We start from the raw sequence: 26,403 nt of genomic DNA on the forward strand, positions 1-26,403 counted from the left end.
TCGAGTTGCAGGAAGGCGGCAACTGCGCGAATCCCCAGGAGCTTACTCAAGTAAGTGACTGGGGTGAGTAAGAGAAGCCAACGCACATGCAGCTTGAAGTATGACGGGGATGCATTAAGGAGACACATGTCAGCTACAGCCCCTAAACACGCCCTGATTACCGGTAGCAGCTCAGGGATCGGTGCCGCTATCACACAAAAATTACTGGCGGAAGGCTGGCGGGTAACCGGCCTGTCACGCAAGCCGGGTGACTATGCACATCCAAACTTTACCCACCGCGCGGTGGATATCATGGATACACCCGCGCTGACGGCCATTCTGGACGAGATTACGCAAGTTGATGCCGTCATCCATGCCGCTGGCATTATGAAAGCGGCCCCGCTCGGCCAGCTTTCGCTGGAAGACGGCGAAACGCTGTGGCGCTTGCATATCAACGCGGCACAGGTGCTTGCCGATCGTCTGGTCGATAAGCTGCCGCAAGGTGGAAGAATTGTGCTACTGGGCAGCCGCACGTCCAGCGGTTCAGCAGGACGCAGCCAGTACGTCACGACAAAATCCGCAATGATCGGCATGGCAAGAAGCTGGGCAGCAGAACTGGCTCCACGCGGCATTACGGTAAACATCGTCGCGCCGGGCGCAACGGAAACACCGATGCTGACCATGCCGGGTCGCCAAAGCTCTCCGCCGAAACTGCCGCCAATTGGACGCTTCATCCAGCCACAGGAAGTGGCCGATCTGGTGGGTTACCTGCTTTCCCCGTCTGCCGCGGCCATTACCGGCCAGCAGTTGGTGATGTGCGGCGGTGCATCGCTGTAACCTTGCTTAATACACGGGATAGCGGCAACAGCGCAGGCGCTTGCCGCTTCTCCCCCAAGCCTAGATAAATTATCGCTAAGCAAGTGTGAAAACTGGCATGTTTTTGTCCAACCTCGACGCCATCGGCAAAAAATCGCCGTGTTAATCCACCTACCAATTAACTCCCCCTTCGCATTTTATCTTTTCAAAAACAAGATGATAAATAGTTCAACGGGCTAATTGCCACAGTAATAATCTCGCAAACGGATAACACTCAGGAGAAACCAAGCTAATTAAAGAAAATAAAATTTTCGCCCCCTACATTCCCCGTCTAGCTTATGTCAAAAAACTCTTTATCAAGCACCGTGCGCTTCCCTACTCTCAGAAAGGCGATATTTTCATCCTTATCTTTTATCAGGCTGCACACAGCCCAACCTATTGATGGACAGGTCATTATGAATAATAAAAGCAATACTACTCGCCCTCTTCACTCCGGGAACGCTTTACGTCGTAAATGGCTTGGTCTGACAGTAGCCAGCGCGGTTTTACTGTCGGGACTCGGTCTGCCAACTCTGGCACAGGCGGAAGGACAGTTGCGCATCGCGCAGCAATTCGGGATCGTTTACCTGCTGCTGAATGTCGCGCAGGATCAAAAGTTGATTGAAAAACATGGCAAGGAAGAAGGGCTGGATATCAAGGTCGAATATCTACAACTTTCCGGCGGTGCCGCGGTGAACGATGCCTTGCTCTCCGGTTCGGTGGATATCGCTGGGGCAGGCACCGGGCCATTGTTCACGCTGTGGGATCGCACCAAGGGCCGTCAGAATGTACGTGCAGTGGTGGCGACAGGTAACTTCCCTTATTACCTGATCAGTAATAATCCCAACGTAAAAACCATTACGGATCTAACAGACAAAGATCGCATCGCCATTCCTGCGGTGGGCGTTTCTGTCCAGTCACGTTTCCTGCAACAGGCCTCTGCCGAACTGTGGGGCGATAAAGCCTATAATCGTCTGGATAAACTTCAGGTCGCCATTCCACACCCAGAGGCCACCGCTGCGATTATCAGCGGCGGCACGGAAATCACCACGCATTTTTCCAACTCTCCGTTTCAGGAACAAGCGCTGGCAGGTAATCCTAAGGCGCATATCATCCTGAATTCCTATCAGGTCACTGACGGACCGAACTCGCCGGTCGTGCTCTACGCCACCGAAAAATTCCGCCAGGACAATCCGCTGACCTACCGTGCCTTCGTTAATGCCATCGCAGAAGCGGCGGATTTCGCCAGCGCGCACCCTGAAGAGGCCGCTGACGCCTTCATTCGCGTGACCAAATCGCGTATCGATCGCGAGCTGCTGCTGAGCATTCTGAAAAGCCCGGAGGTGTCGTTCAGTGTGACGCCGCACAAAACCTTGCAGTTGGGTCAATTCCTGCATCGCGTTGGGGCGATTAAAAACAAGCCGGAATCCGTCAAAGACTACTTCTTCGACGATAAGCATGTCGATGCAGGCAGCTAATCACGCCGCGTGTGGCAGGCCTGCATGAGAAAGATGCAGGCTTGCTCAGCTCCCTGTTAGCTGCTGGCGCGGGGCTCAAAGATAAATTTCACCTTTTCCAGTACGGGCGGGTGATCGTCGTTGTCCATCATGGCGAGCACCAGACGCCCAACCTCCGCCCCCAGCTTTTCATAGTCAAGCCGCATCGCGGTTAACGCTGGGAACGTGTGCTCACATTGTTCGGAACCATCGAGACAGGCAATCGCCAGATCGTAAGGGACTTTCATCAGGCGGCGCTGGCATTCAAAGAGCGCGCCTAGTGCAATTTCCTCATGGCTACAGATAATCGCATCCAGCTCCGGCTGGTTTTGTAGCAGTTCCGTCATGGCGTAACGGCCAAATTGCAGGCTGGGTGCTTCCGGGATAGTAATTTTCAAATCCGCATTGTGATAGTGCGCCAGCATGGCTTTATTCCAGCCGTTCAACTGCTGTTTTTGCAAACGGTTATCCGTATGAGCGCCAATATAAGCCACGTGACGATATCCCTTTTCCAGCAGCGACATCGTCAGTTGCTCCGCCGCTTCAGCAAGGGCGATATCAATATTGATATTTGCACTCAGCGCATCAGCACCGGAGACGTTCACCGTAATGACGTTACTCGCCTGAATGATGTCCTGAGTTCGCTGTGAGAGTTGCGCACTAAACAGCACCAGCGCCGCAGGCCGTTGCTGCAAGAGTTTTTCGACCATGCCCGCTTCGGTATGCTGGCGATATTCATGGCAGCCCATGATTAATGGAATGTTGTGCTTGCCCACCGCCTGTTGCAGCGCCTGCACAAAACGAACGCTGGCGCGATCTTGCTGAAAAGGATAAAGCACCGCGATAGCGGGCTGATAGGCTGATGCCAGTGCGCCTGCGGCCTGATTCGGTACATAGCCCAGCGTTCTTATCGCGTCATTGATTTTCTTCTGCGTGGCATCAGAAACCAGTCCGGGCTCCCGCAACGCGCGGGACACCGTCATGGCGCCGACACCGGCATGGTTCGCGATGTCCTGTAGCGTTACGCGATGGGTGCTCTCGGTAAGCTGGCTGGCTTCTTGATTGGGTTCATAGCCTAATGCTCTGGCGGCCAGTTCCACTTTGCTGCGTAACTTTTCAGAGACCAGATCGGGTTTGCGCATCACGCGCGATACCGTCATCGTCCCTACGCCCGCGTAGTCGGCGACATCCTGTAGCGTAACCTTACCGGTACTGCGACGCTTACGCATGCTCACTTCCTCTCCATTCGTCATTTTTCTCATCGCACGGTCGCGATAACAGCCTGTTACGTCATTGCCTTCAGGCTAGCGTGAAGGGGTAAGCAACGTGCGAACACCCTGATTTCTACTGCGCCATTCACGCCGTGTCATCGCCGTTCATAGTGTGCCTGTGACAACACGGGGGAACAAATAATGGCCCCGCTTGTGCTAAGCAGGTCACAGTTAATGATAGCCATATCAGTTAGCGCTACCTTTTTAGATGTTAATCACATTATTTTCGACACTGGCACACTATCCTGCGTTCAGAATGATACAGAGGTGACTCTAATGCTTAACACTTTACTAACACCAGACGTTGTTCAGATTTTACCTGCCTGTGATGACTGGCGTCACGCTATCGCCTTGTCCTGTAAGCCTTTACTGGATAACGGTTCGATTGAATCCACCTATGTTGAGGCGATCTACCGCTCTCATGAGGCCATCGGTCCTTACTATGTCGTCGGCCCTGGGATTGCCATGCCGCATGCACGCCCGGAAGACGGCGTGAACCAACTTGCCGTCAGCCTGACGCTGATTCGCGACGGCGTGGTTTTCCATTCCGAAGACAACGATCCCGTGCATTTACTCATTGTTTTGGCTGCCACGGACAGCAATAGCCATATCGATATTATTTCACAGCTTGCTCAGTTGTTCGACACACCTGATGACGTCGCCGCATTACTCCGCGCGACGAACGTAGAACAGGTGCTTTCCGTTATTTCTCGTTATTAATTGCCACCAGAGGACACAGATTATGAAAATTACAGTCGTATGCGGTAACGGTCTTGGTACCAGCCTGATGATGGAAATGAGCATTAAAAACATCGTTAAAGAACTCGGCGTGGTTGCTGACGTGGATCACGTAGATTTGGGCTCGGCGAAAGGCACGGATAGCGACATTTTTGTCGGTACAAAGGATATTGCCGATCAGCTCGTCGCGCAGGCAGTGGGGGGGAAAATTGTGTCCCTGAGCAACATGATCGATAAAGTGGCGATGAAAGAGCGCCTGTCGATCGCCCTGACAGAACTTGGCGCATTATAAGCGGGGGATCAAAAATGGAATTCTTCCGTTTTTTAATGAGTGATGTGCTGTCTGAACCCTCCATCCTGGTAGGTTTGATTGCGCTTATTGGCCTGATTGCACAGAAAAAACCGGCCACAGAATGCATCAAGGGAACGGTGAAAACCGTAATGGGTTTCCTGATCCTCGGGGCGGGCGCGAGCCTGATCGTGTCCTCGCTGGGAGATTTCGCCCAGATTTTCCACCATGCGTTTGGTATCGCGGGTGTGGTGCCTAACAATGAAGCCATCGTCGCCGTCGCACAGAAGAACTTCGGCACCGAGATGGCAATGATCATGTTCTTCGCGATGGTCATTAATATCGCAATCGCACGCTTTACGCCGTGGAAATACATTTTCCTGACTGGCCACCACACGCTGTTTATGTCGATGATGGTTGCCGTGATTCTGGCGACAGCGGGCATGAAAGGCGTGCTGCTGATTACCGTTGGGTCGCTGGTGGTTGGGGTATCAATGGTGCTGTTCCCTGCCATTATTCACCCGTATATGAAGAAAGTCACAGGCTCGGATGACGTTGCCTTTGGTCACTTCTCGGCAATATCACAGCTGTTGTCGGCCTTTATCGGCAGCAAGTTTGGTAATAAAGAGAAATCAACGGAGGACATGGAAGTACCGAAGAGCCTGCTGTTCCTGCGTGATACGCCGGTTGCCATCGCTTTTACCATGTTCTTCATCTTCATTTTCACCTGCCTGTTTGCTGGCCCAGAAGCGGTGAAAACGATGAATGCTGGTGGGAAAAACTGGTTCATGTTTTCGCTGATCCAATCCATTACCTTTGCCGCTGGCGTGTATATCGTGCTGCAAGGCGTGCGGATGGTGATTGCGGAAATCGTGCCTGCGTTTAAAGGCATTTCTGACAAACTCGTCCCGAATGCTAAACCCGCATTAGATTGCCCCGTCGTCTTCCCTTATGCCCCGAATGCCGTTCTGGTCGGCTTCCTGAGCAGCTTTGCGGCTGGGGTGATCGGTATGGTCCTGCTCTACCTGCTGGGCATGACGGTGATCATTCCTGGCGTGGTACCACACTTCTTCGTCGGCGCGGCGGCAGGCGTTTTCGGTAACGCCACTGGCGGACGTCGCGGTGCGATTTTAGGGTCTTTTGCCAACGGACTGTTGATTACCTTCCTGCCTGTTTTCCTGCTGCCAGTGCTGGGCAGTATCGGACTGGCGAACACCACGTTCAGCGATTCCGATTTCGGCGCGGTGGGAATTCTACTGGGTATTATCGTGCGCTAAGCCCGCGCGATGAATGTCATCCGACAGACCGGTTTTAGTTAACGGGGGAAATGATGGAATTCTATTTAGATACGGCGGATGTAGCCGCAGTCGAACGACTCGCAGGCGTGTTGCCGATTAAAGGCGTGACCACCAATCCGAGTATTGTCGCACGCGGAAAATCCGATATTTATAGCGTGCTGCGGGACATGCAGGCCGTTATCGGCACGGAAGGACAGCTGTTTGCTCAGGTAATGTCGCGCGATCCTGACGTGATGGTGGAAGAGGCATTGAAGCTCAGAGACGTGATTCCTTCTCTGGTCGTTAAAGTGCCGGTGACACATGCGGGTTTGAGTGCCATCAGGCAGTTGACGGCGCTGGATATTCCCACCCTCGGCACCGCCGTATACGGTGCGGGGCAAGGGTTTTATGCCGCGCTGGCTGGCGCTCGCTATATCGCGCCTTACGTCAACCGCATTGATGCGCAAGGTGGCGATGGGATTGCGCTAGTGAAAGAACTGCAAACTCTGATTAACCTGCACAGCCCGCAGACTCAGGTGCTAGCAGCCAGCTTTCGCACACCGCGTCAGGTGCTGGACTGCCTGCTGGCTGGGTGTCGGGCGATTACCGTCGACCCTGCCGTTGCTGAACTGTTCCTGCAAGATCCTGCGGTTGAAGATGCGCTTAACCGCTTCGATCATGACTGGCAGGCACGCTTTGGTCATGCCGATCTTGGCTGATTGATGGAAAACACCACTCGCTCGCCGGGTGGTGTTTTACACTGTTTGTAAACTCATCTCTTTCAACCCCACCTCTGCTAACCCTTCTCGCGGATTCAAAAGCTAATGCTGAATCACCCATTCCCCCCACACCAGACCTCATGCGAACACGCGGTATCTCACCGTAGCCGTAGATCGGTTTTCCCATAAGATAATTGATTGGACAAAATTTGCACATTAAGGAAGAGGTGATTATATTTATCACTCGGTAGTTTTTTTAGTGATAATAACAATAACCAATAGTTACAATATAAAACCACTTGTCTTGTCAGTTTAAATTAAGGTTTAAATGACGCATTACTGAGGCTCTGTATTCTGGCAGAAATACGGCTTCTATTTGAAATGCGGCTTTTACCCTTTGCCGATAGCGATAGTGGCAATACTTTTCTCCTATAGTTGATTCAAAATACGTATGTATCTTTTATTACATTCAGGAGTCCAGCATGTTACTCAGAACGTTTTTATTAGGCACAATTTTAGGAATAACCTCATTTACGGCTTTCGCCGCCAATCCTGTCGATGGAAAGACACTTAACGTTGCCGTTTCTCCAGCGTCGCCACCGATGCTATTTAAATCCGCTGATGGGAAATTAGAAGGGATCGATCTTGAACTCTTCTCTTCTTATTGTAAGGAGAGAAAATGCAAACTGAAAATAACAGAATACTCGTGGGATGGCATGCTGGGTGCCGTAGCCAGTGGTCAGGCTGATGTCGCCTTTTCAGGGATATCCATCACGGATAAACGCAAGAAAGTCATGGATTTTTCCGCGCCTTATTATGTGAATTCATTTAATCTGGTGAGTTTAAATAATCGCGACATAGACCTGAGCGATCTGCATAATTTAAAAAAATACTCCGTGGGATTCCCCAGAGGCATGGCTTATGCGGATTTGATAAAAACCGATCTGGAACCCAAAGGATATTACTCGCTAAGCAAAGTAAAACTTTATCCCTCTTATAATGAAACCATTACCGACTTGAAAAATGGCAATTTAGATCTCGCCTTCATAGAAGACCCGGTTTACTTTAACTACAAGAACAAGCAAAAAGCCCCGATTGAAAGCCGCTATGTTTTTAAAGGCGTTGACCACCTTGGGTTTGCCTTTAAGAAAGGTTCACCGGTGCGTGATGATTTTAATACCTGGCTGAGTGAGCAAGGTGAAGAAAAGATATCGGGCATCGTAGATAAGTGGATGAAATAAAAAACGATGTCATCACAAGATATGATAAACATCTATTATTTCTTGTTTGAAGGTGTCAAGTACACGCTCATCGTTACCTTTACGTGTTTTGCATCAGCATTGGTTATTGGGTTAACCGTCGCCGTGTTACGGCGACTGGTTTTTCCCTCAGTGAAGAACATACTGGATATTCTGGTCTTCATTTTTCGTGGCATTCCCGTTTTAATCGCCGTCTTCCTTGTTTATTTCGGCCTTCCGGCAATAGGTCTGAGTATTCCCCCCCTGCTTGCCATGAACATTAGCATTGGGTTAATCAGCGGGAGTTATCTTGCGGAAGTGTTCCGCGGTGCGCTTCAGTTGGTTGATCCGTCAGAGATTACCGCCGCTAAGGCCGCAGGTTTAGGGAAATTACAAATTATAAGGTACATAGAGCTACCGCAAATGCTCCGTTTTTCCGTTCCTGGAGTCGCCAACGAATTCTCATCAGTATTAAAAGCCACACCTTTTGCCTATACCGTTGGCATACCGGAAATCACCAAGCAGGCCATGTCCCTGACCGCAGTCACGATGAACGGTCTGGTCATTTATACGCTTGCGGCAATACTTTATTTTCTCATTTACAAATTATCTATTATTGCCGTAAGGCGGCTCGAAATGAGATTTCAGGTAACGGGCGATGGCTTGAAAAGTCAGGGTGACACTAGATGACGCTAATAGAATTACGTGAGGTCAGTAAGACACTCGGCAGCAAAAAGGTGCTGGACAATCTCAATTTACAGATTGAGCATGGCGAAATAAAAATCGTCATGGGCCCATCTGGCTGTGGAAAAACGACGTTACTTCGCTGTCTGGCCCAGCTTGAAAAGCCAGATACGGGTACTCTATTTTTTCATGGCAATAACGTTGCCGATAAAAAATTTAATATTCTCGATTTCAGGAAAAAAATTGGATTTGTTTTCCAGAATTACGCGCTGTACCGCCATCTGAACGTGATGGACAATATTACTCTGGCACTGCGTAAAGTTTTTAACGTCTCCGATCGTGATGCCAGAAATAAAGCCTTATACGAGCTGGAAAGACTGGGCATGGAAGAACACAGTATGAAATACCCTTCACAGCTCTCTGGCGGGCAGCAGCAGCGCGTTGCTCTCATCCGTGCGCTGGTCACCGATCCTGAAATCATTGTGTTTGATGAGCCGACATCCGCCCTCGATCCGCTCATGACCCGTGAAGTCGGTTCGCTCATTAAGCAGCTTCACCGGCGTAAAGTCACCATATTATGTGTCACCCACGACATACGTCTGGCTAAACAGCTTTGTGACAGAGTGACCTTCCTGAATTATGGCCGGATCCGTGCCGAAGGATCTTTTGCAGAGCTTTCAGCCCTCAATGGCGAGCCGGACATTCATTATTTTTTTGGAGAAAAGTAATATGCTTGCCGGATGGATGAGTTTTTATCACGAGCTGATAGATCAGTTTCCTCTGGTGCTTGATGGAATCGGCGAGACAGTAAAGCTGGCGATAGTAGTTTCTCTCTCAGGCTTTTTCTGGGGCATTGTTATTTTTTTTCTGAGTATCAGCAACCGACCTACCGTTAAAAAACTAACAGAAATGTATATGGACTTTTTTATCGGCACGCCGTTAATTCTTATTCTATTTGTCATGTATTACGGCTTGCCACAAACCGGTATTAACCTATCGCCTTTCGCTGTCGCGGTAACGGGATTTACCCTTAATATCGGGGCTTATAACGCCGCCTATATGACAACCGCTTATAACTCACTGAACAAGTACGAGGCAGAGGCGGCCGTCGTACAAGGGTTTAGCCAGTGGCAAATTTTTCGCTTAATGATATTGCCTCAGGTATTAATTACCTCAGTGCCCGCCCTGACTAATCAGGTCATTAATAATATCAAGGACAGCACCATCGCTTTCCTTATCCAGTACACGGAATTTTTTTCCCGTATTCAGGAAGTCGCGGCAACTAACTTTGAGTTTTTCAGCGCCTACCTGTTCGCCGCGCTGGTTTACTTAGTGCTTATTTCTTTTATCGTGCTGCTGTCCAGAATCATTGAACGCAAACTGCTTGTCCTCACGCAGGCCTAACCTGACAGTGACCGATCATTGATACAGATAACGATCAAAGGCTTCCCTCGCGCACTGGCTCCAGCACGCTTTCCCTTCACCGTTCTGTCAATGCAGGACGAAATCGCGATACTTTTCCACCAGCGTCAGAAAATCATCCAGACCGCATAAAGACAGGCTCTCTTCGTCGTAATAACTCATGCCTTCCTCCAGCTCATCCGTGGTGAAAGACAGCTGATTTGCCTGCACCATCACTTCTTCTTCATCCAGCGACAGCGTGTATTCATGGCCCACGCGCCGCCACTGCCGCTCGCTGCCCGCGACGGAACGCGCGGCGTCTTCGACGTCAGTTAATACCGTCAGTTGGCCTTTCACTTCTTCATTAAACCAGTGCCCGATCGCTTCATGTCCCATCGACATACGAACGATGACCTGGCCCGTCACATCCCGCAAAAATTCATAGTCCATGATGCCATCCTCACTGTTATGTTTCTTTTGTTCAGTCTAGTCGCCTCTACACTCTACCGTCGTGATGCACCTTCACCTTTCATGTTGCAGATGCACACAATCCCGTATGCCAATTCCAGCAGAGATGGCGCATAAAAAAAGGAGGCACAAGGCCTCCTTCAATGTTGGGATGCGAACTATAGCGAGTTAGACCGTCGTCTGGAAGATCACGCCATCAGCTTTCTCGGTATATTGACCTAACTGGTCAAAATTCAGATAGCGATAGGTGTCCTGCGCGGTTTTATCCACCTGCGACATGTAGGTCTGGTACTCTTCTGAGGTCGGCAAGCGACCCAGCAGCGAAGCCACCGCAGCCAGTTCGGCAGAAGCCAGATACACGTTAGCACCGGTTCCCAAACGGTTCGGGAAGTTACGGGTCGAAGTAGAAACGACCGTCGCACCATCCGCTACGCGCGCCTGGTTACCCATGCACAGCGAGCAACCTGGGATCTCGATACGCGCCCCGCTCTTACCAAACACGCTGTAGTAGCCTTCTTCGGTCAGCTGTGCTGCATCCATCTTGGTCGGCGGCGCAACCCACAGGCGGGTCGGCAGCTGGCCTTTGTGGCTATCCAGCAGTTTACCTGCCGCACGGAAGTGACCGATGTTGGTCATACAGGAACCGATGAAGACTTCATCAATCTTCTCGCCCTGCACGTCAGACAACCAGCGCGCATCGTCTGGATCGTTCGGCGCACACAGGATTGGCTCTTTGATATCGGCCAGATCGATGTCGATCACCGCCGCGTACTCAGCATCAGCATCGGCTTCCAGCAGTTGCGGATCGGCCAGCCATTTTTCCATGCCCTGAATACGGCGTTCCAACGTACGACGATCGCCGTAGCCTTCGGAGATCATCCACTTCAGCAGCACAATGTTGGAGTTCAGGTACTCGATAATCGGCGCTTTATCCAGCTTGATCGTACAGCCAGCCGCAGAACGTTCCGCCGAGGCGTCGGTCAGTTCAAACGCCTGCTCAACTTTCAGATCCGGCAGACCTTCGATTTCCAGAATACGACCAGAGAAGATGTTCTTCTTACCTTTCTTCTCAACGGTCAGCAGGCCTTGCTTGATGGCATACAGCGGAATGGCGTGAACCAAGTCGCGCAGAGTAATACCCGGCTGCATTTTACCTTTGAAGCGCACCAGAACAGATTCTGGCATATCCAGCGGCATCACGCCCGTCGCGGCAGCAAACGCCACCAGCCCGGAGCCCGCAGGGAAAGAGATCCCGATAGGGAAACGGGTGTGGGAGTCACCGCCCGTACCAACGGTATCCGGCAGCAGCATGCGGTTCAGCCAGGAGTGGATAACCCCATCGCCCGGACGCAGCGATACGCCGCCACGGTTCATGATGAAGTCTGGCAGCGTGTGGTGCGTGGTCACGTCAACCGGCTTAGGATAAGCCGCGGTGTGACAGAACGACTGCATCACCAAATCAGCGGAGAAGCCCAGACAAGCCAGATCTTTCAGCTCATCACGGGTCATCGGCCCGGTGGTGTCCTGTGAACCTACAGATGTCATCTTCGGTTCGCAGTATTCATCAGGGCGAATACCCGCAACGCCACAGGCACGTCCCACCATTTTCTGCGCCAGCGAGAAGCCTTTTTTGCTGGCTTCAACCGCTTTGGAAATACGGAAGATATCGCTGTGCGGCAAGCCCAGTGATTCGCGCGCCTTGGACGTCAGTCCACGACCGATAATCAGCGGAATACGGCCACCAGCGCGAACTTCATCCAGCAAGACGTCGGTCTTCAGCGCAAATGTCGCCAGCACGTCATTAGTGTCATGACGACGCACTTCACCTTCATACGGGTAAATGTCAATGACATCGCCCATATTCAGATCGTTCACATCGACTTCGATCGGCAGCGCACCCGCATCTTCCATGGTGTTGAAGAAGATCGGGGCGATCTTGCCGCCCAGCACCACACCACCGCCGCGTTTGTTCGGGACGTGAGGGATATCATCCCCCATGAACCACAGCACGGAGTTAGTTGCAGATTTACGCGACGAACCGGTACCGACAACGTCACCGACGTAAGCCAGCGGGAAGCCTTTCTTGTTCAGTTCTTCGATCTGTTTGATCGGGCCCACGGCGCCAGGTTGATCGGGATCGATACCTTCACGGGCGTTTTTCAGCATCGCCAGCGCGTGCAGCGGGATGTCAGGGCGCGACCAGGCATCAGGTGCCGGAGACAGGTCATCCGTGTTGGTTTCACCGGTGACTTTAAAGACGGTAACGGTAATTTTTTCCGCCAGTTTCGGGCGGGATAGGAACCACTCGGCATCAGCCCAGGATTGAATCACTTTCTTGGCGTGCGCATTGCCTGCTTTCGCCTTTTCTTCTACATCGTAGAAGTTATCAAACATCAGCAGCGTGCGGGACAGCGCTTCGGCGGCAATCGGTGCCAGCTTGTCGTTGTCTAACGCATCAATCAGCGGATGAATGTTGTAACCCCCTTGCATGGTGCCCAGCAGCTCAACTGCTTTTTCCTGGGTGACCAATGGGGAAGTGGCTTCGCCTTTGGCGACAGCAGCCAGAAAACCAGCTTTCACGTAGGCGGCTTCATCAACGCCGGGGGGGACACGGTTAATCAGCAGGTCAAGCAATACTTCTTCTTCGCCCGCCGGGGGATTCTTGAGTGACTCAACCAGCGCGGCCATCTGCGTGGCATCTAACGGTTTAGGAACAATCCCCTGCGCAGCCCGGTCGGCTACGTGCTTACGATATTCTTCTAGCACGACGTTCTCCTCGCTCTCATTGTCTTCATTATGCCCGGCGCTCTTGTTCCCGCTTATGGTGTCCATGCCTGGGTGCCAGCGTGTGGATGTAAGGTAGTAGAGTGTCCGGTCCAGCCTCGTCAGCATATCAGGATTTGAATTGATTGTTAATTCGTTCACATAATAGCAACATTAATTTTTATTCAACTATGCTATGTGCCCAATTTCACTATCACTGAAAAATGCCGACCTCAGCAGAATAGCATGTCCCTGACGGCGCACACTAACTATGCTGAGTTAACCACATAATAGGTAGGTTTTTAACAACATAGCGTGATTAATCATCGTTTGATGGCGTAGCGATAATCAGAATGTTCGCAATAGAGTCAGGAAAAGTGTTAACAGATGATAGGAGCCTTGACGGCAATGATGCCGGATGACCTCTTTGATCACAGGAAAAAGCACCATGAAGATAAAACGGTATCTGCCAATGGTTTTCGCCACTGCTTTCACGTTCACCGCATCCGTCTATGCCGCCCCTATCGAGCTGGAGGGTATCGGTTTAACACGCGATATTCCTTGCCATGGCAATGATGTCAATATCTCAGGCAACAGCAATAACATCGTGCTAACGGGCAAGTGTGCCAATATTTCCGTCGCGGGTTCCGAGCACAAAATCACATTCGATTCCGCTACATCGCTCACCGTGACTGGCTCAGAGATTGCCGTGACGGGTCAATCAACGGGCGATCTGACCGTTGCCGCATATAAAAACACGGTCCACACTCACATCGTTGCCGAAGATAAGCCAGCAAAGGTGAACGTGACGGGTACGGAACATCATCTCGATCTCGATTTTAAAGGCCCCGCCGTTGTCTCCTTCAATGGCATCAGCAACCGCCTCTCATGGGGAGGAACAGAGCCGAAACTCTCTTCCAGCGGCGCTAATAACGTCATCAAACAAAAACCCTAATTTGCTGCGTTTATTCCTCTGACAGATGCCCGATAAACGGAGTCTGGCAACGAAGAACACACGGCCCAATCGACAACTCGCCGATTGGGCCGTCATTTTTAGTACAAAGAATATCGAATCAATTCCCGCAGGAGCGGGTCACATCAGGCCTTAAACGTCAGCCACGGACGCAGCCGCGCTACGGGTTGAATCAGCCCCGACTGTTCCTGAATATCAATCACGGGCGTAACCGGCTTATAGGCCGCTGGCGCCTCTTCCCGCAGGCGCTCATCCTTCAGCGTAATACACTGCCAGGGCAACGTATCTGCCTGCTTCACAGTATCGACCTTGTTACGCATACTTTGCCGACGCTCGGCACGCCCCGCGTCGTGTGAACACGACCACAGCCAATCGGGATTTCCTTTCCCCGTAACGAGATAAGAGTAGTCCCCCATTGAACCGGGAATCAGCGCAAACTCCCCGGCTTTGGCGGGCGTCGCGCCTTTACGATGCAGGTTCATTCCGTGTTCCGGCAGGATAATGTTATGCGACAGATCGACCACCAGCTTGCTGGCGTCATGCGTAAACACCTGCTTCCAAGAGGAACGAATCAGTTCAGTCAGCACGATCCGGTTGATCCACGCATAGCGGGCGGCGACGCCCATGGCTTCCATATAATCCGTCGCCTGCTCATCAACCAGACCAAACAGGCCTGATGCCGGATATTTCTCTCCCGCAGGCCAACAGGCTCGCGCTTTATCGATCCCACGCTGGCCGACATAAAAGCCCACGTCCCGTGAACCGGTATGAATCATCACCACGACTTCGCCTTCCTGCACGCCAGCCTGATACGCCGCGTGCCTGTCCAACACGGCATCGACAATTTGCAGCTCAACGAAATGGTTACCCGACCCTACCGTGCCCAGACTGGAAGGTCGAAGTATCTCGCGAGGCGCAAAAAACGACTCAGGCGCATGCCGACTATCGGCACGAACCGCATCGGTTCCGGCGATAGAACCGAGTTCCGCCGCCAGCCGTCGGAAGTCCACCTCCTGCCAAAGCCCCTGTAAGGGCAATGCCGCCAGCCACGCCGACAGCCCTTCATCAAAGAGTGCGGAAAACGAATCTGGCGTAACGGGAACATCGCGCCGATCCAGAAGTAACGTGTTTTTGAGCGCCTGAATCAGCGCGGGTTTGTGCTCATCAGCATCCGTATGATGCACGCCCGTCGTCAGCAAGCGCATACCACAATTGATATCCGTCCCAATCGCCGCAGGGATAACAAAGTTCTCCGTTGTGGCGACAATGCTGCCAACGGGCGCAAGCGTGCCAGGATGGAAATCCGGCGTCGCGCGAGCAGCACAGACGCGCGCATCGCTGCCCGGTAGGTGTACCGAGGCAAAATCCAGCAATTGCTGAACCGCCTTTTCTTCCAGCGGCAATGTTTCCGGCAACAGAACCTGCGCTTCTGCATTCTGCCTGCGGAGATGATAAATAGAATGTTGGTAATCGGTGTCTATCCCCAAACGGGATAAACGTTTTTGTAAGCGAGTAAATGTAGACATGGTGCTACCTAGAAAAACAAAAAATCGCTCCTCCCGTTTCGGAGAGAAGGTTGTTTTTCCTGCAGCAGCAGATTCAGGAAAGGATGTCGGGCTATTCTAGGGAGGAACGCCCCTCTTGTAAACCGCAGGTCGCATCGCGCTGGCTCCATCATGAGCTGTTTTATCGATGTCAGTCATATCCTCGCTCCAGGCCGGGGTATGATAAACTCAATACATTAGGTATCACTAAATTAGTCAGTCACGCAGGATGGTAGGAACATGGCGTTGAGCAATTCGGATCGGGGATTCATGCAGGACGGTGCAGCAAAAGCAGCGGCTATGCTGCGCGCGATTGGCAACGAGAACAGGCTACTGGTGCTTTGCCTGCTTATTGAAAAGGGTGAAATGTCGGTTGGCGCGCTGCTTGAACACATCCCGCTAAGCCAGTCCGCTCTCTCGCAGCATCTGGCAAAAATGCGTGAAGAAGGATTGATTAGCTATCGGCGCGAGTCACAAACGCTGTACTACCGCATCGAAAATCAGGACGTGGAGAAAATCGTCGCCACCTTAAAAGGCATTTTCTGTCCCTGATAGCCGCGACACGAAACGGCATAGACGGAATCCCGCAATAAAAACGCCACAGGATTTCCCGTGGCGTTCGCGATTAAGTATGACGGGTAGAGAACTTAGAACGACGTATTAACGCTGACAAAGAAAGTCCGTCCCGGTTCGTTATAGGTTGCCGCACCCGCACCCGCGATGGTAACCACGTTATTGTTCACCACATCCTGCGCATTACCCGCGCGGAACAGGCGTTTATCAAACAGGTTATCGACACCGCCGGTCACGCTCAGGTTCTTGTTAAACTTATAGGTACTGCTTAACCCAAACAGCGCATAAGGGCTTAACTCATTGGTTGCGCTACCCGTTACGCGCTCACCTTTGTAGTTATATTTCTTCGGCTTCTGGCGACCATACCAGGTCACATCGGCCAGAAAGGAGAGGCTCTCCGTCGCCTGCCAGTCTACTGATGAATTCAGGGTAAATTCCGGCGTAATCGACAGATAATCGCCCGTGGTTTTATTTTTCGATTCCAGCATCCAGGTCAGGTTGTTACGCCAGTTGATGGTTTCCGTGACGGGAACGGTCAGGTTACCTTCCAGTCCCTGAATAACGGCTTTCGGTACATTGCCCCACTGGAAGATATTGGCATTAGCATATTGGGCATTGGTTCCGCCCACCGCTTTGCCGATGACATTGTTGCCTGCTTCAATCTTGTTGCGGTAATCGTTATGGAAATAGGTGATACCAGCGATCAGCCCATCACGGTGGAACTCCAGACCGATCTCTTTATTCAGGCTGGTTTCCGCTTTCAGGTTTTCATTACCGATCAGATAGCAAGATGTGCCGCCAGAGCAACCCTGTCCACGGCTATAGAGAATATAGTTCTCATTGGTCTGGTACAGGTTCGGCGCTTTGTAAGCGCGGGCGATACCTAACTTCAGCGTGTAGTCGTCACCCAGCTCCTGCGACAGGTTAAGCGACGGGCTCCAGTTGGTGCCTGCCGTGCTGTGATGATCGACACGCAGCGCTGGTGTCAACATGGTACTGTCCGTCAGTTGGACGTTATCTTCCACGAAGGCAGAAGCCAGACGAGCCGCAGATTTCTCACTACGGCCGCTGCTGCTCAGTGAACCCACACTGCCCGCTTCGGTTGTCGTCTGCAAGTTCGAGACCGGATCCTTCATCTTCTGCTCGTTCCACTCAACCCCGAATGTGAGCACCTGATCGACCCAGACATTCAGCGGAATATTCACTTCGTTATGTGCAGTGAAGTTATCCAGCTTTATCGTGCCATATTGGTTCGGACTCGTCGTATCAAAAATCCCTTCTAAACCGCCAGACAGTCCCTCGAGGATACGGGTATTGTGCGTGCGTTCATATTGCAGGTACGACGTAGAGCTGACGCCGCTGTCCCAGTAGCCGCGATGCGTAACCGCAAAGTTCTGGCGGTACATGCGGTTGGTTTCCTTGCCATAATTACTCACGACAAGCGGGTTGGTGTTGGTATTTTGCGAATCGCCCGCATAGATATTGCCCTGACGGCTGGAACCCGCTTCGAATTCCAGCGACTGCTGCTCGGTCATATCCCAGCGCAACAGGCCATTGATGTCTTTATTACGCACCCCTTCGCGCCCAGAAGGCAGCGATGTAGCCTGATTGCCCGCCCGCGCAGACTGATGCCCTTCGTTAATATCACGTGCATCAGCTTGGGTTTTATTCAGGTTGCCGTACAGACGGAAACTCAGGCTGTCGGTCAGGCCGCCCATCAGGCTGAAATCGGTACGCTTGGTTGCACCTTCTGAGCTATGCTCCGGCGCGTTCAGGAAGGTGTTCCAGATGCCGTGCCATTCTTGCGTCGGCTGCTTGGTGATGATATTAACCACACCGCCCGCCGCGCCGTTACCATAGCGCGCCGCCGCTGGGCCGCGCAGCACTTCAATACGCTCGACCATATCGGCAGGCACCCAGTTGGTGTCACCACGGGTATCGCGCTCACCGCGCCAACCGTAACGCACCGCCGTACGGCTCGACACGGGCTTGCCATCCACCAGAATCAGCGTGTTTTCCGGTCCCATGCCGCGGATATCGATCTGGCGATTGTTACCGCGCTGGCCGCTGGTTGAGTTACCGGACAGATTGACGCCCGGCATGGTGCGAATCAGATCGGACAGATCGTTAGCAGGCGGACGCTTGCTGATATCTTCAGCTGTAATCACCGACACGCCCGGAGCCTGACGGGTTTGCTCAGCAGCCGTCACCACCATCGTATCGCCCGATGCTTTACTTTCGGCCTGATTCTGCACCTGAGGGGCAGGTTCTGTTGAAGGCGAGGTCTGCGCAGCGCTCAGAAACGACGTCATCCCGCAGCTAACGCCAATGAGCGTCGCCAGATAACGACGCGATTGTGGTAGTTTCATCAAAATTATCCTGCCCTGTAAGAAATGAATAAGTAGCCTGAAAAAGGATCAACATCGCAGCTGGTACAGCGACACCTAACGACAATCAGCAAAAGCGCTGAATAACGGCGGAGATAAAACGCGCAAACGTGGCGGTTATCGGGGAGAAGCGTCATGCCAACGGCATCACGTCGTGTTGTTATGAAATGCTGTGTGTAATCAATCAGCCCTTTTCTCCGCATTGCCGGAAATGGAAAATGCCTTTATCGTGCAATGTGACGTCCTCAACGAAAAATGCTATTGAGAAGTATTTGCATTACCATTTTGACGCGGTCATTGTTACATTTGTCATTCAGGACGGGGTTTGCTCTAGCAGCAAAATGTTTTGCCAAAGCATCAAAATGGAAGGCGCAGGTCGAAGGGTTTAATCAGGTAGGTAATCACGTGCGCAGCTTCACTCAGTCATCAAAGCCGATCTATAAAGATCACATCGTTCAGCAATCGAGTCTGGTCGCGAACAATTACCGTTTTATCGGCCCTCGGCTGATCGATAACACGCCGGTGCTCTTTGGGTCGTTCACTGTCGTGCAACTCAACCCGCATCTGATCCTGCATACTGCGGATGTGATTAATCGCCACAACATGAAAACCCAAAACCTGCTGGATGGCGCGATCAAGCTGGCCATCGTGGTAAGTGGCAATGCACACATCTCATTTGGTCATCAGGAACTGCATCTGGGAGAGAACCAGCCCGCCTCGCTGATTACGCTGACAGAGCCGACAATGTTTACTCGCATCGGCAAGCGTGATGAATACGAGCGAACCATTACGCTGACGTTCGACAGAGAATGGCTGTACGGCAATATGATGGACACCGTTGGCGGCTGGCAGGCCATCCACGATTTCACGCAGACGCATCTGGCGACACACTTGTGGACACCGTCCCGACAGGCATTAGCGATTGCCTTACAAACGCTGGACGCTGAACCTTGCCAAACGCCGCTCCAGCGCCTTTATCTGGAAATGCAGTGTATGAGCCTGATTATCGAGGCGTTTACTTCATTGACCGCCAGCGTGGCGCAGGAGAAAAGCAGCGGTGTTACCCTGCGCAGCTACCATCGCATTCAACAGATCAGAGATATGCTGGAAAGCGGCAGCGCCGACCATCTGTCGATGAGTGAAATCGCTAAAAGCGTCAACATGAGTGAAAGCACGCTACAGCGCCATTTTCGTCAGACGTTCAATATGAGCGTGTTTGAATACCTGCGTAACTGCCGCTTACAGCGCGCCATGCTGGCCTTGCAGAAAGACGGCATCGGCATTGCGCAGGCGGCCAGCATCGCCGGTTACAACAGCCCCGCCAACTTTGCCACCGCGCTACGCCGTGCATTCGGTATTACGCCGGGGCAGTTAAAAGACCGCTTCTGATTCTGAATCACTAATAACCAAATGGAATTTATTATTCCGTTTGGTTATTAATCGCTATTCAGCGATGCACAGTAAATTAGTGTTTTTCTGCCAGCGACACATGACGACCCATGACCAATCAGACTGATATCACCGCAACGCTTGCCCACCACATCATCCATAGCGAACCCAATCGAGAAGCGATTGATGCCGCCCGTGACGGGGTGACTGATTTCATCTCCACCGCGCTCCCCATCGTACAGGGTGCGATTGCCGATAGCGGGCTCGCGCCGTTAAAGCAGGTATTCAGCGGTACAGACAGCCTGACGCGTAGTCTGATTCTGGGTTATGCCGGTCACGTACTGGACTTTGACGATTATCATCCGGCGTTTCGCGGCCACCCCAGCACCGTCATTCTGCCCGCTCTGTTTGCCCTTGCCGCAGAAGATCCCGCCGTGACGGAAGAGGCGTTTTTGACGGCATATGTGATCGGCGTGGAAGCCGCAGGCAGAATCGGTCTGGCATGTGGCCCACGTCATTACAGTCTCGGTTACCACAACACGGCTACGCTCGGCGCTATCGCCGCCGCCGCTGCCGCTACACGTCTGGCTGGCGCGTCAGTGGTGCAGACACAAACTATTCTTGGTCTGGCCGCCACACAGGCCGCCGGGCTGCGGGCGCAGTTTGGTTCAGCGGTCAAACCGCTACACGCCGGGCTTTCCGCCAGAGCAGGACTAACCGCCGTCAAGCTGGGCCTAGCGGGCTTTGAGGGCAACGAACAGCAGGTGATTGATGCCTTTCTTGCCGCGCATGGCGATCAAAAACAGCTGCCGGAGCTGCTGGTTGAAAACTGGGGAGCGCCGTGGCGTATGCTTTCTCCCGGTCTGGAATTCAAACGCTACCCGACCTGTGGCGGCACCCACAGCGCCGCCGAAGCCGCGTTTGCGCTGCGGGAACAGTGGCATAAGCAGAAGGGTGCGGATGCCGATCTGGCCGACGCTATCGAACAGATCACGGTGACCTTCCCGCCGGGCGGCGATGTCGCCCCCTTTATCCGCAATGCCACAAACGGCGTAGAAGCGCGTTTCAGTCTGGAATATGTGATTGCAGCGGCGCTGATTGAAGGGGAATTGAAGCTGGCCCATTTTTCGGAAGCCCCGGTTGAAACCACGATCTCCGCGCTGGCGAATCGCGTCATACGCCGTGCCGATGAAACCGCACCACCCGATGAACTTGACCCAGAGGCGCGTTTTCATGAGGTTACGCTGCACCTGCGTAACGGCAGCACGCTAATCCAGCGCACCACACGTCAAGAAACCTCGGCACGCCCCACCGATCTCCGCGCCAAATTACAACAGACTATCGGTTCGCTGGCGCACCTCGACAGCAACCAGATCGCCGATCGCTGCGCATTACGGCAGGAAGGCGATCTACGCTATTTGCTTGGGCTGTTGTTTTAACAAAATGCTAGTTTTAACAAGATGCCGGTTTTAGCGGGATGCAGGCTTTAGCCACTGGTCCAGAAAGCTAAAGACTTCTTCCTGCTGCTCCTGATAGAAAACGTGTCCCAGCTCAGGCCAGATCTTGGTTTGCAGCTTGCTGTCCGCCCGCTGGGATTGCCACACCTTGTGCATTTTGGCGTAGGCGTCTTCAACGGATTGCGTCGGGAACAGCTTGTCTTTGCCACCATTAAATAACAGCATCGGTTTTGGCGCGGCGACGCTCGCCACATCTGGGAAGTCAAAGCGTGTCGGTAACCCCGGATGCAGCATATAGAATGCCGACTGCCCTCTCAGCACATTGTTACCCGGCGTCATCAGGCCATCGTACGTGCCAATCCAGGACACCGCTGCCGTTGCCGCGACCTTGTCGGACAACGCGGCAAGCTGCCAGGCACGATAGGCACCCATCGAGAAACCGACGACGCCAATACGTTGCTTATCAACCTGTTCAAGCGATGCCAGAAAATCCGTTGCCCGCATGTCTTCGTAGGCCATCAGCCCCGCGAGCGAGCGTCCCAGATTAAAGAAGTTACTCGCCAGCGCCTGCTGTTGCTCATATTTGATCGGCCCGCGCGATCCCCAACCGAGTGCATCCACCGCCAGCACCACATAGCCCCGCTTCGCCAGTTCATCCCCGACAAAGCGCCCGGTGAAAAACTTATCGGCCCATGCCTGTGCGGAATCAAGCTGTTCGTTATTCCCCCAAGGCTTGATCATCTTCTCTTTGCCGATATCAAACTTCGCGCCGTGATCGTGTAGCAGGATGACCGCAGGATGCGGCCCCGCGCTTTTTGGCGTCAGGAGCAGCGCGTCTACGCGGCTTTCATCGGTCAGGTTAAAGGCAACTTTCTCTGCCGTGTAGCTGCCGCGATCCTGTTTTTCAATCGCCTGCGGGGCAAAGTCTTTGGTGGAGTCCGGCGTTAGGAGCAGCGAACGCAGCGTTTCTCTCGACTGGGCTTGCCACTGGCTAAAATCCGTAAAATTCCCAGATAGCCAGGAATCCGAGTAGGTCATCTGCTGCTTAAGCTGCGGATAGAATGAAGGAAGCCCTTCATCCGTCACCGCCTGATCCGTCGCGGGTTGAATCGTAGGGTTCATATCGTTCGCCATCAGTGAAGGGCTAGCCAGCAAAGCCGTCAACAGCCAGACAGAGGTGCGTAAGGTATTAAGATTCATCATAACCTCAAAAACAAAACGTCGTTTCTTTTTTGAGATTTGATTGTAATTGACGCGGCTAAAAATAAACGGACGGAAGGCGCATTCTGCGAAGCAGCAGGCAAAAAAAATCCGGCACCTATAAAGGTGCCGGATTGCTATTCATCGAACGCGAGAGAACTTACTTCTTCTTCGCTTTCGGGTTTGGCAGGTCGGTGATGCTGCCTTCAAAGATTTCAGCAGCCAGACCAACGGATTCATGCAGTGTTGGGTGCGCATGGATGGTCAGTGCGATATCTTCTGCATCACAACCCATCTCGATCGCCAGACCGATTTCGCCTAACAGTTCACCACCGTTAGTACCGACAATTGCACCACCGATAACACGGTGAGTTTCTTTGTCGAAAATCAGCTTGGTCATACCGTCAGCGCAGTCAGACGCGATAGCACGGCCAGACGCCGCCCATGGGAAGGTCGCGGTTTCGTAGCTGATGCCTTTCTCTTTCGCTTCTTTCTCAGTCAGACCCACCCACGCCACTTCCGGTTCGGTATAGGCGATAGAAGGAATCACTTTCGGATCGAAGTAGTGTTTCTTACCGGAGATGACTTCAGCAGCAACGTGGCCTTCATGCACGCCTTTGTGCGCCAGCATCGGCTGACCGACGATGTCGCCGATCGCATAGATGTGTGGCACGTTGGTGCGCATTTGCTTATCAACGTGGATGAAGCCGCGATCGTCAACTTCCACGCCCGCTTTGCCAGCATCCAAGTTTTTGCCGTTCGGTACACGACCGATAGCAACCAGAACCGCATCGTAACGCTGTGGCTCGGCTGGCGCTTTTTTACCTTCCATCGTCACATAGATGCCGTCTTCTTTGGCTTCTACTGCCGTCACTTTGGTTTCCAGCATCAGGTTGAACTGCTTGCTGATACGCTTGGTGAAGACCTTAACGACATCTTTGTCAGCAGCCGGGATAACCTGATCGAACATTTCAACAACGTCGATCTGTGAACCCAGAGCGTGGTAAACGGTACCCATTTCCAGACCGATGATACCGCCGCCCATAACCAACAGACGTCCTGGGACGCTTTTCAGCTCCAGCGCATCGGTAGAATCCCATACGCGTGGGTCATCATGAGGAATGAAAGGCAGTTGGATTGGACGTGAACCCGCCGCGATAATCGCGTTATCGAAGTTGATCGTCGTTTTGCCGTTTTCGCCGTCAACTTCCAGCGTATTAGCACCCGTGAATTTGCCCAGACCGTTAACCACTTTAACTTTACGGCCTTTCGCCATGCCAGCCAGACCACCGGTCAGTTGGGTGATGACTTTTTCTTTCCACAAACGGATTTTATCAATGTCGGTTTTAGGTTCACCGAACACGATACCGTGTTCTGCCAGTGCTTTGGCTTCTTCAATGACTTTAGCAACGTGCAGCAGGGCTTTGGAAGGGATACAACCCACATTCAGACACACCCCACCCAACGTGGAGTAGCGCTCTACCAGTACGGTTTCCAGACCCAAATCCGCCGCGCGGAATGCAGCAGAGTAACCCGCGGGGCCGGCACCAAGTACCACTACCTGAGCTTTAATTTCAGTACTCATCATGACCTCTTAATTGTTTTCCGGCGGGTCTGTGACGTCATTGTTATTGAGTCTTAACGCCCTCTTCCACCGGGACGTGTCTTTGCCGCAGTAGTTTACAAAATCGTTAACAATTTTGAAACAATAAGCGACTAACGATTTGTCCTTGATCACTGACAGCTGTAACAAATAACAGCTTATCAGAAAAAAGCCGGCCGTCAGGCCGGCTTTTCGATTACATCACCAGACGGCGGATGTCAGACAACGTGTTGTTAATGATGGTAATGAAGCGAGCACCATCAGCACCGTCAATGACCCGGTGGTCGAAGGACAGAGACATCGGCATCATCAGACGCGGAGTGAACTCTTTACCATTCCAGACCGGTTCAATCGCGGACTTAGACACACCAAGAATAGCCACTTCCGGCGCGTTGACGATCGGCGCAAAGTGCGTAGTCCCGATGCCGCCCAGGCTGGAGATAGTGAAGCATCCGCCCTGCATTTCGCCAGCGGTCAGCTTACCGTCACGGGCTTTCTTGGAGATCGCCATCAGTTCGCGAGACAGCTCAGTGATGCTCTTCTTGTTCACGTCTTTGAACACTGGAACCACCAGACCATTCGGGGTATCAACCGCTACACCGATGTTGATGTATTTCTTCAGTGTCAGACGTTGAGCGTCTTCAGACAGTGAACTGTTGAAGCGTGGCATCTGCTCAAGCGCAGCGGCAACGGCTTTCATGATGAAGACAACTGGGGTGAATTTCACATCCAGTCTGCGCTTCTCAGCTTCGGCGTTCTGCTGTTTACGGAACGCTTCCAGATCGGTGATATCCGTTTTATCAAAGTGAGTAACGTGCGGGATCACCACCCAGTTACGGCTCAGGTTGGCACCAGAGATTTTCTGGATGCGACCCAATTCCACTTCTTCAACTTCACCAAACTTGCTGAAATCGACTTTCGGCCACGGCAGCAGCCCCGGCAGAGAACCACCGGTAGCAGCGCCAGCGGCAGGCGCAGACTCAGCGCGTTTCACAGCATCTTTCACGTAAGTCTGAACGTCTTCGCGCAGGATACGGCCTTTACGACCAGAACCCTTCACTTTCGCCAGATTCACGCCGAATTCACGTGCCAGACGACGGATAACCGGCGTGGCGTGAACGTAAGCATCGTTCTCAGCGAAGTCGCTCTTGCCTTCAGCTTTCGCTGCCGGTGCAGCAGCAGGTTTTGCCGCTGGAGCTGGTGCAGCCGCCGCTTCTTGCTTGGCAGCCGGAGCCGCCGCAGGTGCAGCGCCTTCCACTTCGAAGACCATGATCAGTGAACCGGTTTTAACTTTATCGCCAGTGCTGATTTTGATTTCTTTAACTGTACCCGCGAACGGCGCAGGGACTTCCATTGAAGCCTTGTCGCCTTCAACGGTGATCAGTGATTGCTCAGCCGCGATTTTATCGCCAACTTTAACCATCACTTCAGTCACTTCAACTTCGTCGCCGCCGATATCCGGTACGTTGACTTCTTTCGCCGCAGAGGCCGCTGGCGCAGTTGCTGCTGGAGCAGCGGCTTGTGCTGGAGCGGCAGCAGGTGCTGCACCCGCTACTTCGAATACCATGATCAGAGAACCGGTAGAAACTTTATCGCCGGTGCTGATTTTGATCTCTTTAACCGTACCTGCGAAAGGTGCCGGAACTTCCATAGACGCTTTGTCGCCTTCTACAGTGATCAGAGATTGTTCAGCAGCAACGGTGTCGCCCACTTTAACCAGCACTTCAGTCACTTCGACTTCATCACCGCCGATATCCGGTACGTTGACGTCTTTCGCTGCCGATGCCGCTGGGGCAGCAGCCGGAGCCGCTTCTTTCTTCTCTTCTGCCTTGGCAGGTGCAGCGTCAGCTGCACCGTCGGCGGAATCGAAAATCATGATCAGTTTGCCAGTTTCAACTTTGTCACCGACAGAGACTTTAATCTCTTTCACGACACCAGCCTGCGGAGAAGGGACTTCCATAGAAGCCTTATCACCTTCAACCGTGATCAGCGACTGTTCAGCTTCAACTTTGTCGCCAACCTTCACCAGCACTTCGGTGACTTCAACTTCATCTGCACCGATGTCCGGTACGTTGATTTCGATAGCCATGTAATCTTTA

General features: G+C 52.5%; 22 protein-coding genes. 14 read left to right on the forward strand and 8 right to left on the reverse strand.

Annotation, left to right across the window (positions count from 1 at the left end):
• Window positions 1-126: 126 nt before the first annotated feature.
• Window positions 127-816: an SDR family NAD(P)-dependent oxidoreductase gene (locus tag EIP93_RS18725; RefSeq protein WP_125233112.1), complete on the forward strand. Its 690-nt coding sequence runs from the start codon at window positions 127-129 to the stop codon at window positions 814-816.
• Window positions 817-1,250: 434 nt separating this feature from the next.
• The gene (locus EIP93_RS18730; RefSeq protein ID WP_180790377.1) at window positions 1,251-2,312 is read left to right on the forward strand and encodes an ABC transporter substrate-binding protein; all 1,062 of its coding nucleotides are present in this window, start codon (window positions 1,251-1,253) and stop codon (window positions 2,310-2,312) included.
• 56 nt (window positions 2,313-2,368) lie between these two features.
• Here the strand turns inward: EIP93_RS18730 and EIP93_RS18735 are convergent, their stop codons facing one another.
• Complete coding sequence (locus EIP93_RS18735) at window positions 2,369-3,559, reverse strand: LacI family DNA-binding transcriptional regulator (RefSeq protein ID WP_039545707.1); 1,191 nt, start codon at window positions 3,557-3,559, stop codon at window positions 2,369-2,371.
• 318 nt (window positions 3,560-3,877) lie between these two features.
• On the opposite strand from EIP93_RS18735, the gene EIP93_RS18740 reads away from it, so the two are divergent.
• The 8 genes from EIP93_RS18740 (at window position 3,878) to EIP93_RS18775 (ending at window position 9,950) form a co-directional block, all read left to right on the forward strand.
• On the forward strand, window positions 3,878-4,321 hold the full coding sequence (locus EIP93_RS18740; protein WP_039530939.1) for a PTS sugar transporter subunit IIA: 444 nt from the start codon (window positions 3,878-3,880) through the stop codon (window positions 4,319-4,321).
• A 22-nt stretch (window positions 4,322-4,343) separates the two neighbouring features.
• Entirely contained in the window at window positions 4,344-4,631 is a 288-nt protein-coding gene (locus EIP93_RS18745; protein ID WP_039507113.1) for a PTS sugar transporter subunit IIB, read from the forward strand.
• Window positions 4,632-4,645: 14 nt separating this feature from the next.
• Window positions 4,646-5,905, forward strand: a complete 1,260-nt coding sequence (locus tag EIP93_RS18750; protein ID WP_010300423.1) for a PTS ascorbate transporter subunit IIC — start codon at window positions 4,646-4,648, stop codon at window positions 5,903-5,905.
• Window positions 5,906-5,958: 53 nt separating this feature from the next.
• On the forward strand, window positions 5,959-6,624 hold the full coding sequence (gene fsa, locus EIP93_RS18755) for a fructose-6-phosphate aldolase (RefSeq protein ID WP_010300426.1): 666 nt from the start codon (window positions 5,959-5,961) through the stop codon (window positions 6,622-6,624).
• Window positions 6,625-7,106: 482 nt separating this feature from the next.
• The gene (locus EIP93_RS18760; RefSeq protein ID WP_125233113.1) at window positions 7,107-7,865 is read left to right on the forward strand and encodes a transporter substrate-binding domain-containing protein; all 759 of its coding nucleotides are present in this window, start codon (window positions 7,107-7,109) and stop codon (window positions 7,863-7,865) included.
• 6 nt (window positions 7,866-7,871) lie between these two features.
• Entirely contained in the window at window positions 7,872-8,552 is a 681-nt protein-coding gene (locus EIP93_RS18765; RefSeq protein WP_125233114.1) for an amino acid ABC transporter permease, read from the forward strand.
• Complete coding sequence (locus tag EIP93_RS18770; protein ID WP_103942264.1) at window positions 8,549-9,274, forward strand: amino acid ABC transporter ATP-binding protein; 726 nt, start codon at window positions 8,549-8,551, stop codon at window positions 9,272-9,274. Before EIP93_RS18765 ends, EIP93_RS18770 begins: the two co-directional genes overlap by 4 nt.
• 1 nt (window position 9,275) lies before the next feature.
• Entirely contained in the window at window positions 9,276-9,950 is a 675-nt protein-coding gene (locus EIP93_RS18775; RefSeq protein WP_125233364.1) for an amino acid ABC transporter permease, read from the forward strand.
• 87 nt (window positions 9,951-10,037) lie between these two features.
• On the opposite strand, the gene yacL is transcribed toward EIP93_RS18775, so the two are convergent.
• Window positions 10,038-10,397, reverse strand: coding sequence for a protein YacL (gene yacL, locus EIP93_RS18780; RefSeq protein ID WP_103861848.1), 360 nt, complete (start codon window positions 10,395-10,397; stop codon window positions 10,038-10,040).
• 186 nt (window positions 10,398-10,583) lie between these two features.
• Window positions 10,584-13,181, reverse strand: coding sequence for a bifunctional aconitate hydratase 2/2-methylisocitrate dehydratase (gene acnB / locus EIP93_RS18785; protein WP_125233115.1), 2,598 nt, complete (start codon window positions 13,179-13,181; stop codon window positions 10,584-10,586).
• 445 nt (window positions 13,182-13,626) lie between these two features.
• Between acnB and EIP93_RS18790 the strand changes: the two genes are divergently transcribed.
• Complete coding sequence (locus EIP93_RS18790; protein WP_105879798.1) at window positions 13,627-14,133, forward strand: DUF3060 domain-containing protein; 507 nt, start codon at window positions 13,627-13,629, stop codon at window positions 14,131-14,133.
• Window positions 14,134-14,276: 143 nt separating this feature from the next.
• Here EIP93_RS18790 and EIP93_RS18795 read toward each other — a convergent pair whose 3' ends face one another.
• On the reverse strand, window positions 14,277-15,677 hold the full coding sequence (locus EIP93_RS18795; RefSeq protein ID WP_125233116.1) for an RtcB family protein: 1,401 nt from the start codon (window positions 15,675-15,677) through the stop codon (window positions 14,277-14,279).
• A 258-nt stretch (window positions 15,678-15,935) separates the two neighbouring features.
• Between EIP93_RS18795 and EIP93_RS18800 the strand changes: the two genes are divergently transcribed.
• Window positions 15,936-16,247: an ArsR/SmtB family transcription factor gene (locus tag EIP93_RS18800; RefSeq protein ID WP_125233117.1), complete on the forward strand. Its 312-nt coding sequence runs from the start codon at window positions 15,936-15,938 to the stop codon at window positions 16,245-16,247.
• Between the two features lie 95 nt (window positions 16,248-16,342).
• Here EIP93_RS18800 and EIP93_RS18805 read toward each other — a convergent pair whose 3' ends face one another.
• Entirely contained in the window at window positions 16,343-18,637 is a 2,295-nt protein-coding gene (locus tag EIP93_RS18805; RefSeq protein WP_125233118.1) for a TonB-dependent siderophore receptor, read from the reverse strand.
• A 423-nt stretch (window positions 18,638-19,060) separates the two neighbouring features.
• Here EIP93_RS18805 and EIP93_RS18810 point away from each other — a divergent pair, with 423 nt between their 5' ends.
• Entirely contained in the window at window positions 19,061-20,044 is a 984-nt protein-coding gene (locus EIP93_RS18810) for a helix-turn-helix transcriptional regulator (protein WP_125233119.1), read from the forward strand.
• Window positions 20,045-20,154: 110 nt separating this feature from the next.
• The gene (locus tag EIP93_RS18815) at window positions 20,155-21,483 is read left to right on the forward strand and encodes an MmgE/PrpD family protein (protein ID WP_125233120.1); all 1,329 of its coding nucleotides are present in this window, start codon (window positions 20,155-20,157) and stop codon (window positions 21,481-21,483) included.
• 30 nt (window positions 21,484-21,513) lie between these two features.
• Here EIP93_RS18815 and EIP93_RS18820 read toward each other — a convergent pair whose 3' ends face one another.
• The 3 genes from EIP93_RS18820 to aceF all read right to left on the reverse strand — a co-directional run bounded on the left by EIP93_RS18820 (window position 21,514) and on the right by aceF (window position 26,393).
• Window positions 21,514-22,701: a dienelactone hydrolase family protein gene (locus tag EIP93_RS18820; RefSeq protein WP_103861983.1), complete on the reverse strand. Its 1,188-nt coding sequence runs from the start codon at window positions 22,699-22,701 to the stop codon at window positions 21,514-21,516.
• A gap of 160 nt (window positions 22,702-22,861) precedes the next feature.
• Window positions 22,862-24,286, reverse strand: coding sequence for a dihydrolipoyl dehydrogenase (gene lpdA, locus EIP93_RS18825; protein WP_014916629.1), 1,425 nt, complete (start codon window positions 24,284-24,286; stop codon window positions 22,862-22,864).
• A 214-nt stretch (window positions 24,287-24,500) separates the two neighbouring features.
• The gene (aceF, locus tag EIP93_RS18830) at window positions 24,501-26,393 is read right to left on the reverse strand and encodes a pyruvate dehydrogenase complex dihydrolipoyllysine-residue acetyltransferase (protein WP_125233121.1); all 1,893 of its coding nucleotides are present in this window, start codon (window positions 26,391-26,393) and stop codon (window positions 24,501-24,503) included.
• Window positions 26,394-26,403: the final 10 nt, after the last annotated feature.

The sequence above is a fragment of the Pectobacterium versatile genome (assembly GCF_003932035.1).
Taxonomy (GTDB): Bacteria; Pseudomonadota; Gammaproteobacteria; order Enterobacterales; family Enterobacteriaceae; genus Pectobacterium; species Pectobacterium versatile.

Coding starts and splice junctions, on each gene's coding strand:
- EIP93_RS18820 (WP_103861983.1), bottom strand. CDS start 22,701: ATGAATCTTAATACCTTACGCACCTCTGTCTGGCTGTTGACGGCTTTG.
- lpdA (WP_014916629.1), bottom strand. CDS start 24,286: ATGAGTACTGAAATTAAAGCTCAGGTAGTGGTACTTGGTGCCGGCCCC.
- EIP93_RS18735 (WP_039545707.1), bottom strand. CDS start 3,559: ATGCGTAAGCGTCGCAGTACCGGTAAGGTTACGCTACAGGATGTCGCC.
- EIP93_RS18775 (WP_125233364.1), top strand. CDS start 9,276: ATGCTTGCCGGATGGATGAGTTTTTATCACGAGCTGATAGATCAGTTT.
- EIP93_RS18805 (WP_125233118.1), bottom strand. CDS start 18,637: ATGAAACTACCACAATCGCGTCGTTATCTGGCGACGCTCATTGGCGTT.
- EIP93_RS18815 (WP_125233120.1), top strand. CDS start 20,155: ATGACCAATCAGACTGATATCACCGCAACGCTTGCCCACCACATCATC.
- aceF (WP_125233121.1), bottom strand. CDS start 26,393: ATGGCTATCGAAATCAACGTACCGGACATCGGTGCAGATGAAGTTGAA.
- EIP93_RS18770 (WP_103942264.1), top strand. CDS start 8,549: ATGACGCTAATAGAATTACGTGAGGTCAGTAAGACACTCGGCAGCAAA.
- EIP93_RS18765 (WP_125233114.1), top strand. CDS start 7,872: ATGTCATCACAAGATATGATAAACATCTATTATTTCTTGTTTGAAGGT.
- EIP93_RS18750 (WP_010300423.1), top strand. CDS start 4,646: ATGGAATTCTTCCGTTTTTTAATGAGTGATGTGCTGTCTGAACCCTCC.
- EIP93_RS18760 (WP_125233113.1), top strand. CDS start 7,107: ATGTTACTCAGAACGTTTTTATTAGGCACAATTTTAGGAATAACCTCA.
- EIP93_RS18800 (WP_125233117.1), top strand. CDS start 15,936: ATGGCGTTGAGCAATTCGGATCGGGGATTCATGCAGGACGGTGCAGCA.
- EIP93_RS18730 (WP_180790377.1), top strand. CDS start 1,251: ATGAATAATAAAAGCAATACTACTCGCCCTCTTCACTCCGGGAACGCT.
- fsa (WP_010300426.1), top strand. CDS start 5,959: ATGGAATTCTATTTAGATACGGCGGATGTAGCCGCAGTCGAACGACTC.
- EIP93_RS18795 (WP_125233116.1), bottom strand. CDS start 15,677: ATGTCTACATTTACTCGCTTACAAAAACGTTTATCCCGTTTGGGGATA.
- yacL (WP_103861848.1), bottom strand. CDS start 10,397: ATGGACTATGAATTTTTGCGGGATGTGACGGGCCAGGTCATCGTTCGT.
- EIP93_RS18725 (WP_125233112.1), top strand. CDS start 127: ATGTCAGCTACAGCCCCTAAACACGCCCTGATTACCGGTAGCAGCTCA.
- EIP93_RS18790 (WP_105879798.1), top strand. CDS start 13,627: ATGAAGATAAAACGGTATCTGCCAATGGTTTTCGCCACTGCTTTCACG.
- EIP93_RS18740 (WP_039530939.1), top strand. CDS start 3,878: ATGCTTAACACTTTACTAACACCAGACGTTGTTCAGATTTTACCTGCC.
- EIP93_RS18745 (WP_039507113.1), top strand. CDS start 4,344: ATGAAAATTACAGTCGTATGCGGTAACGGTCTTGGTACCAGCCTGATG.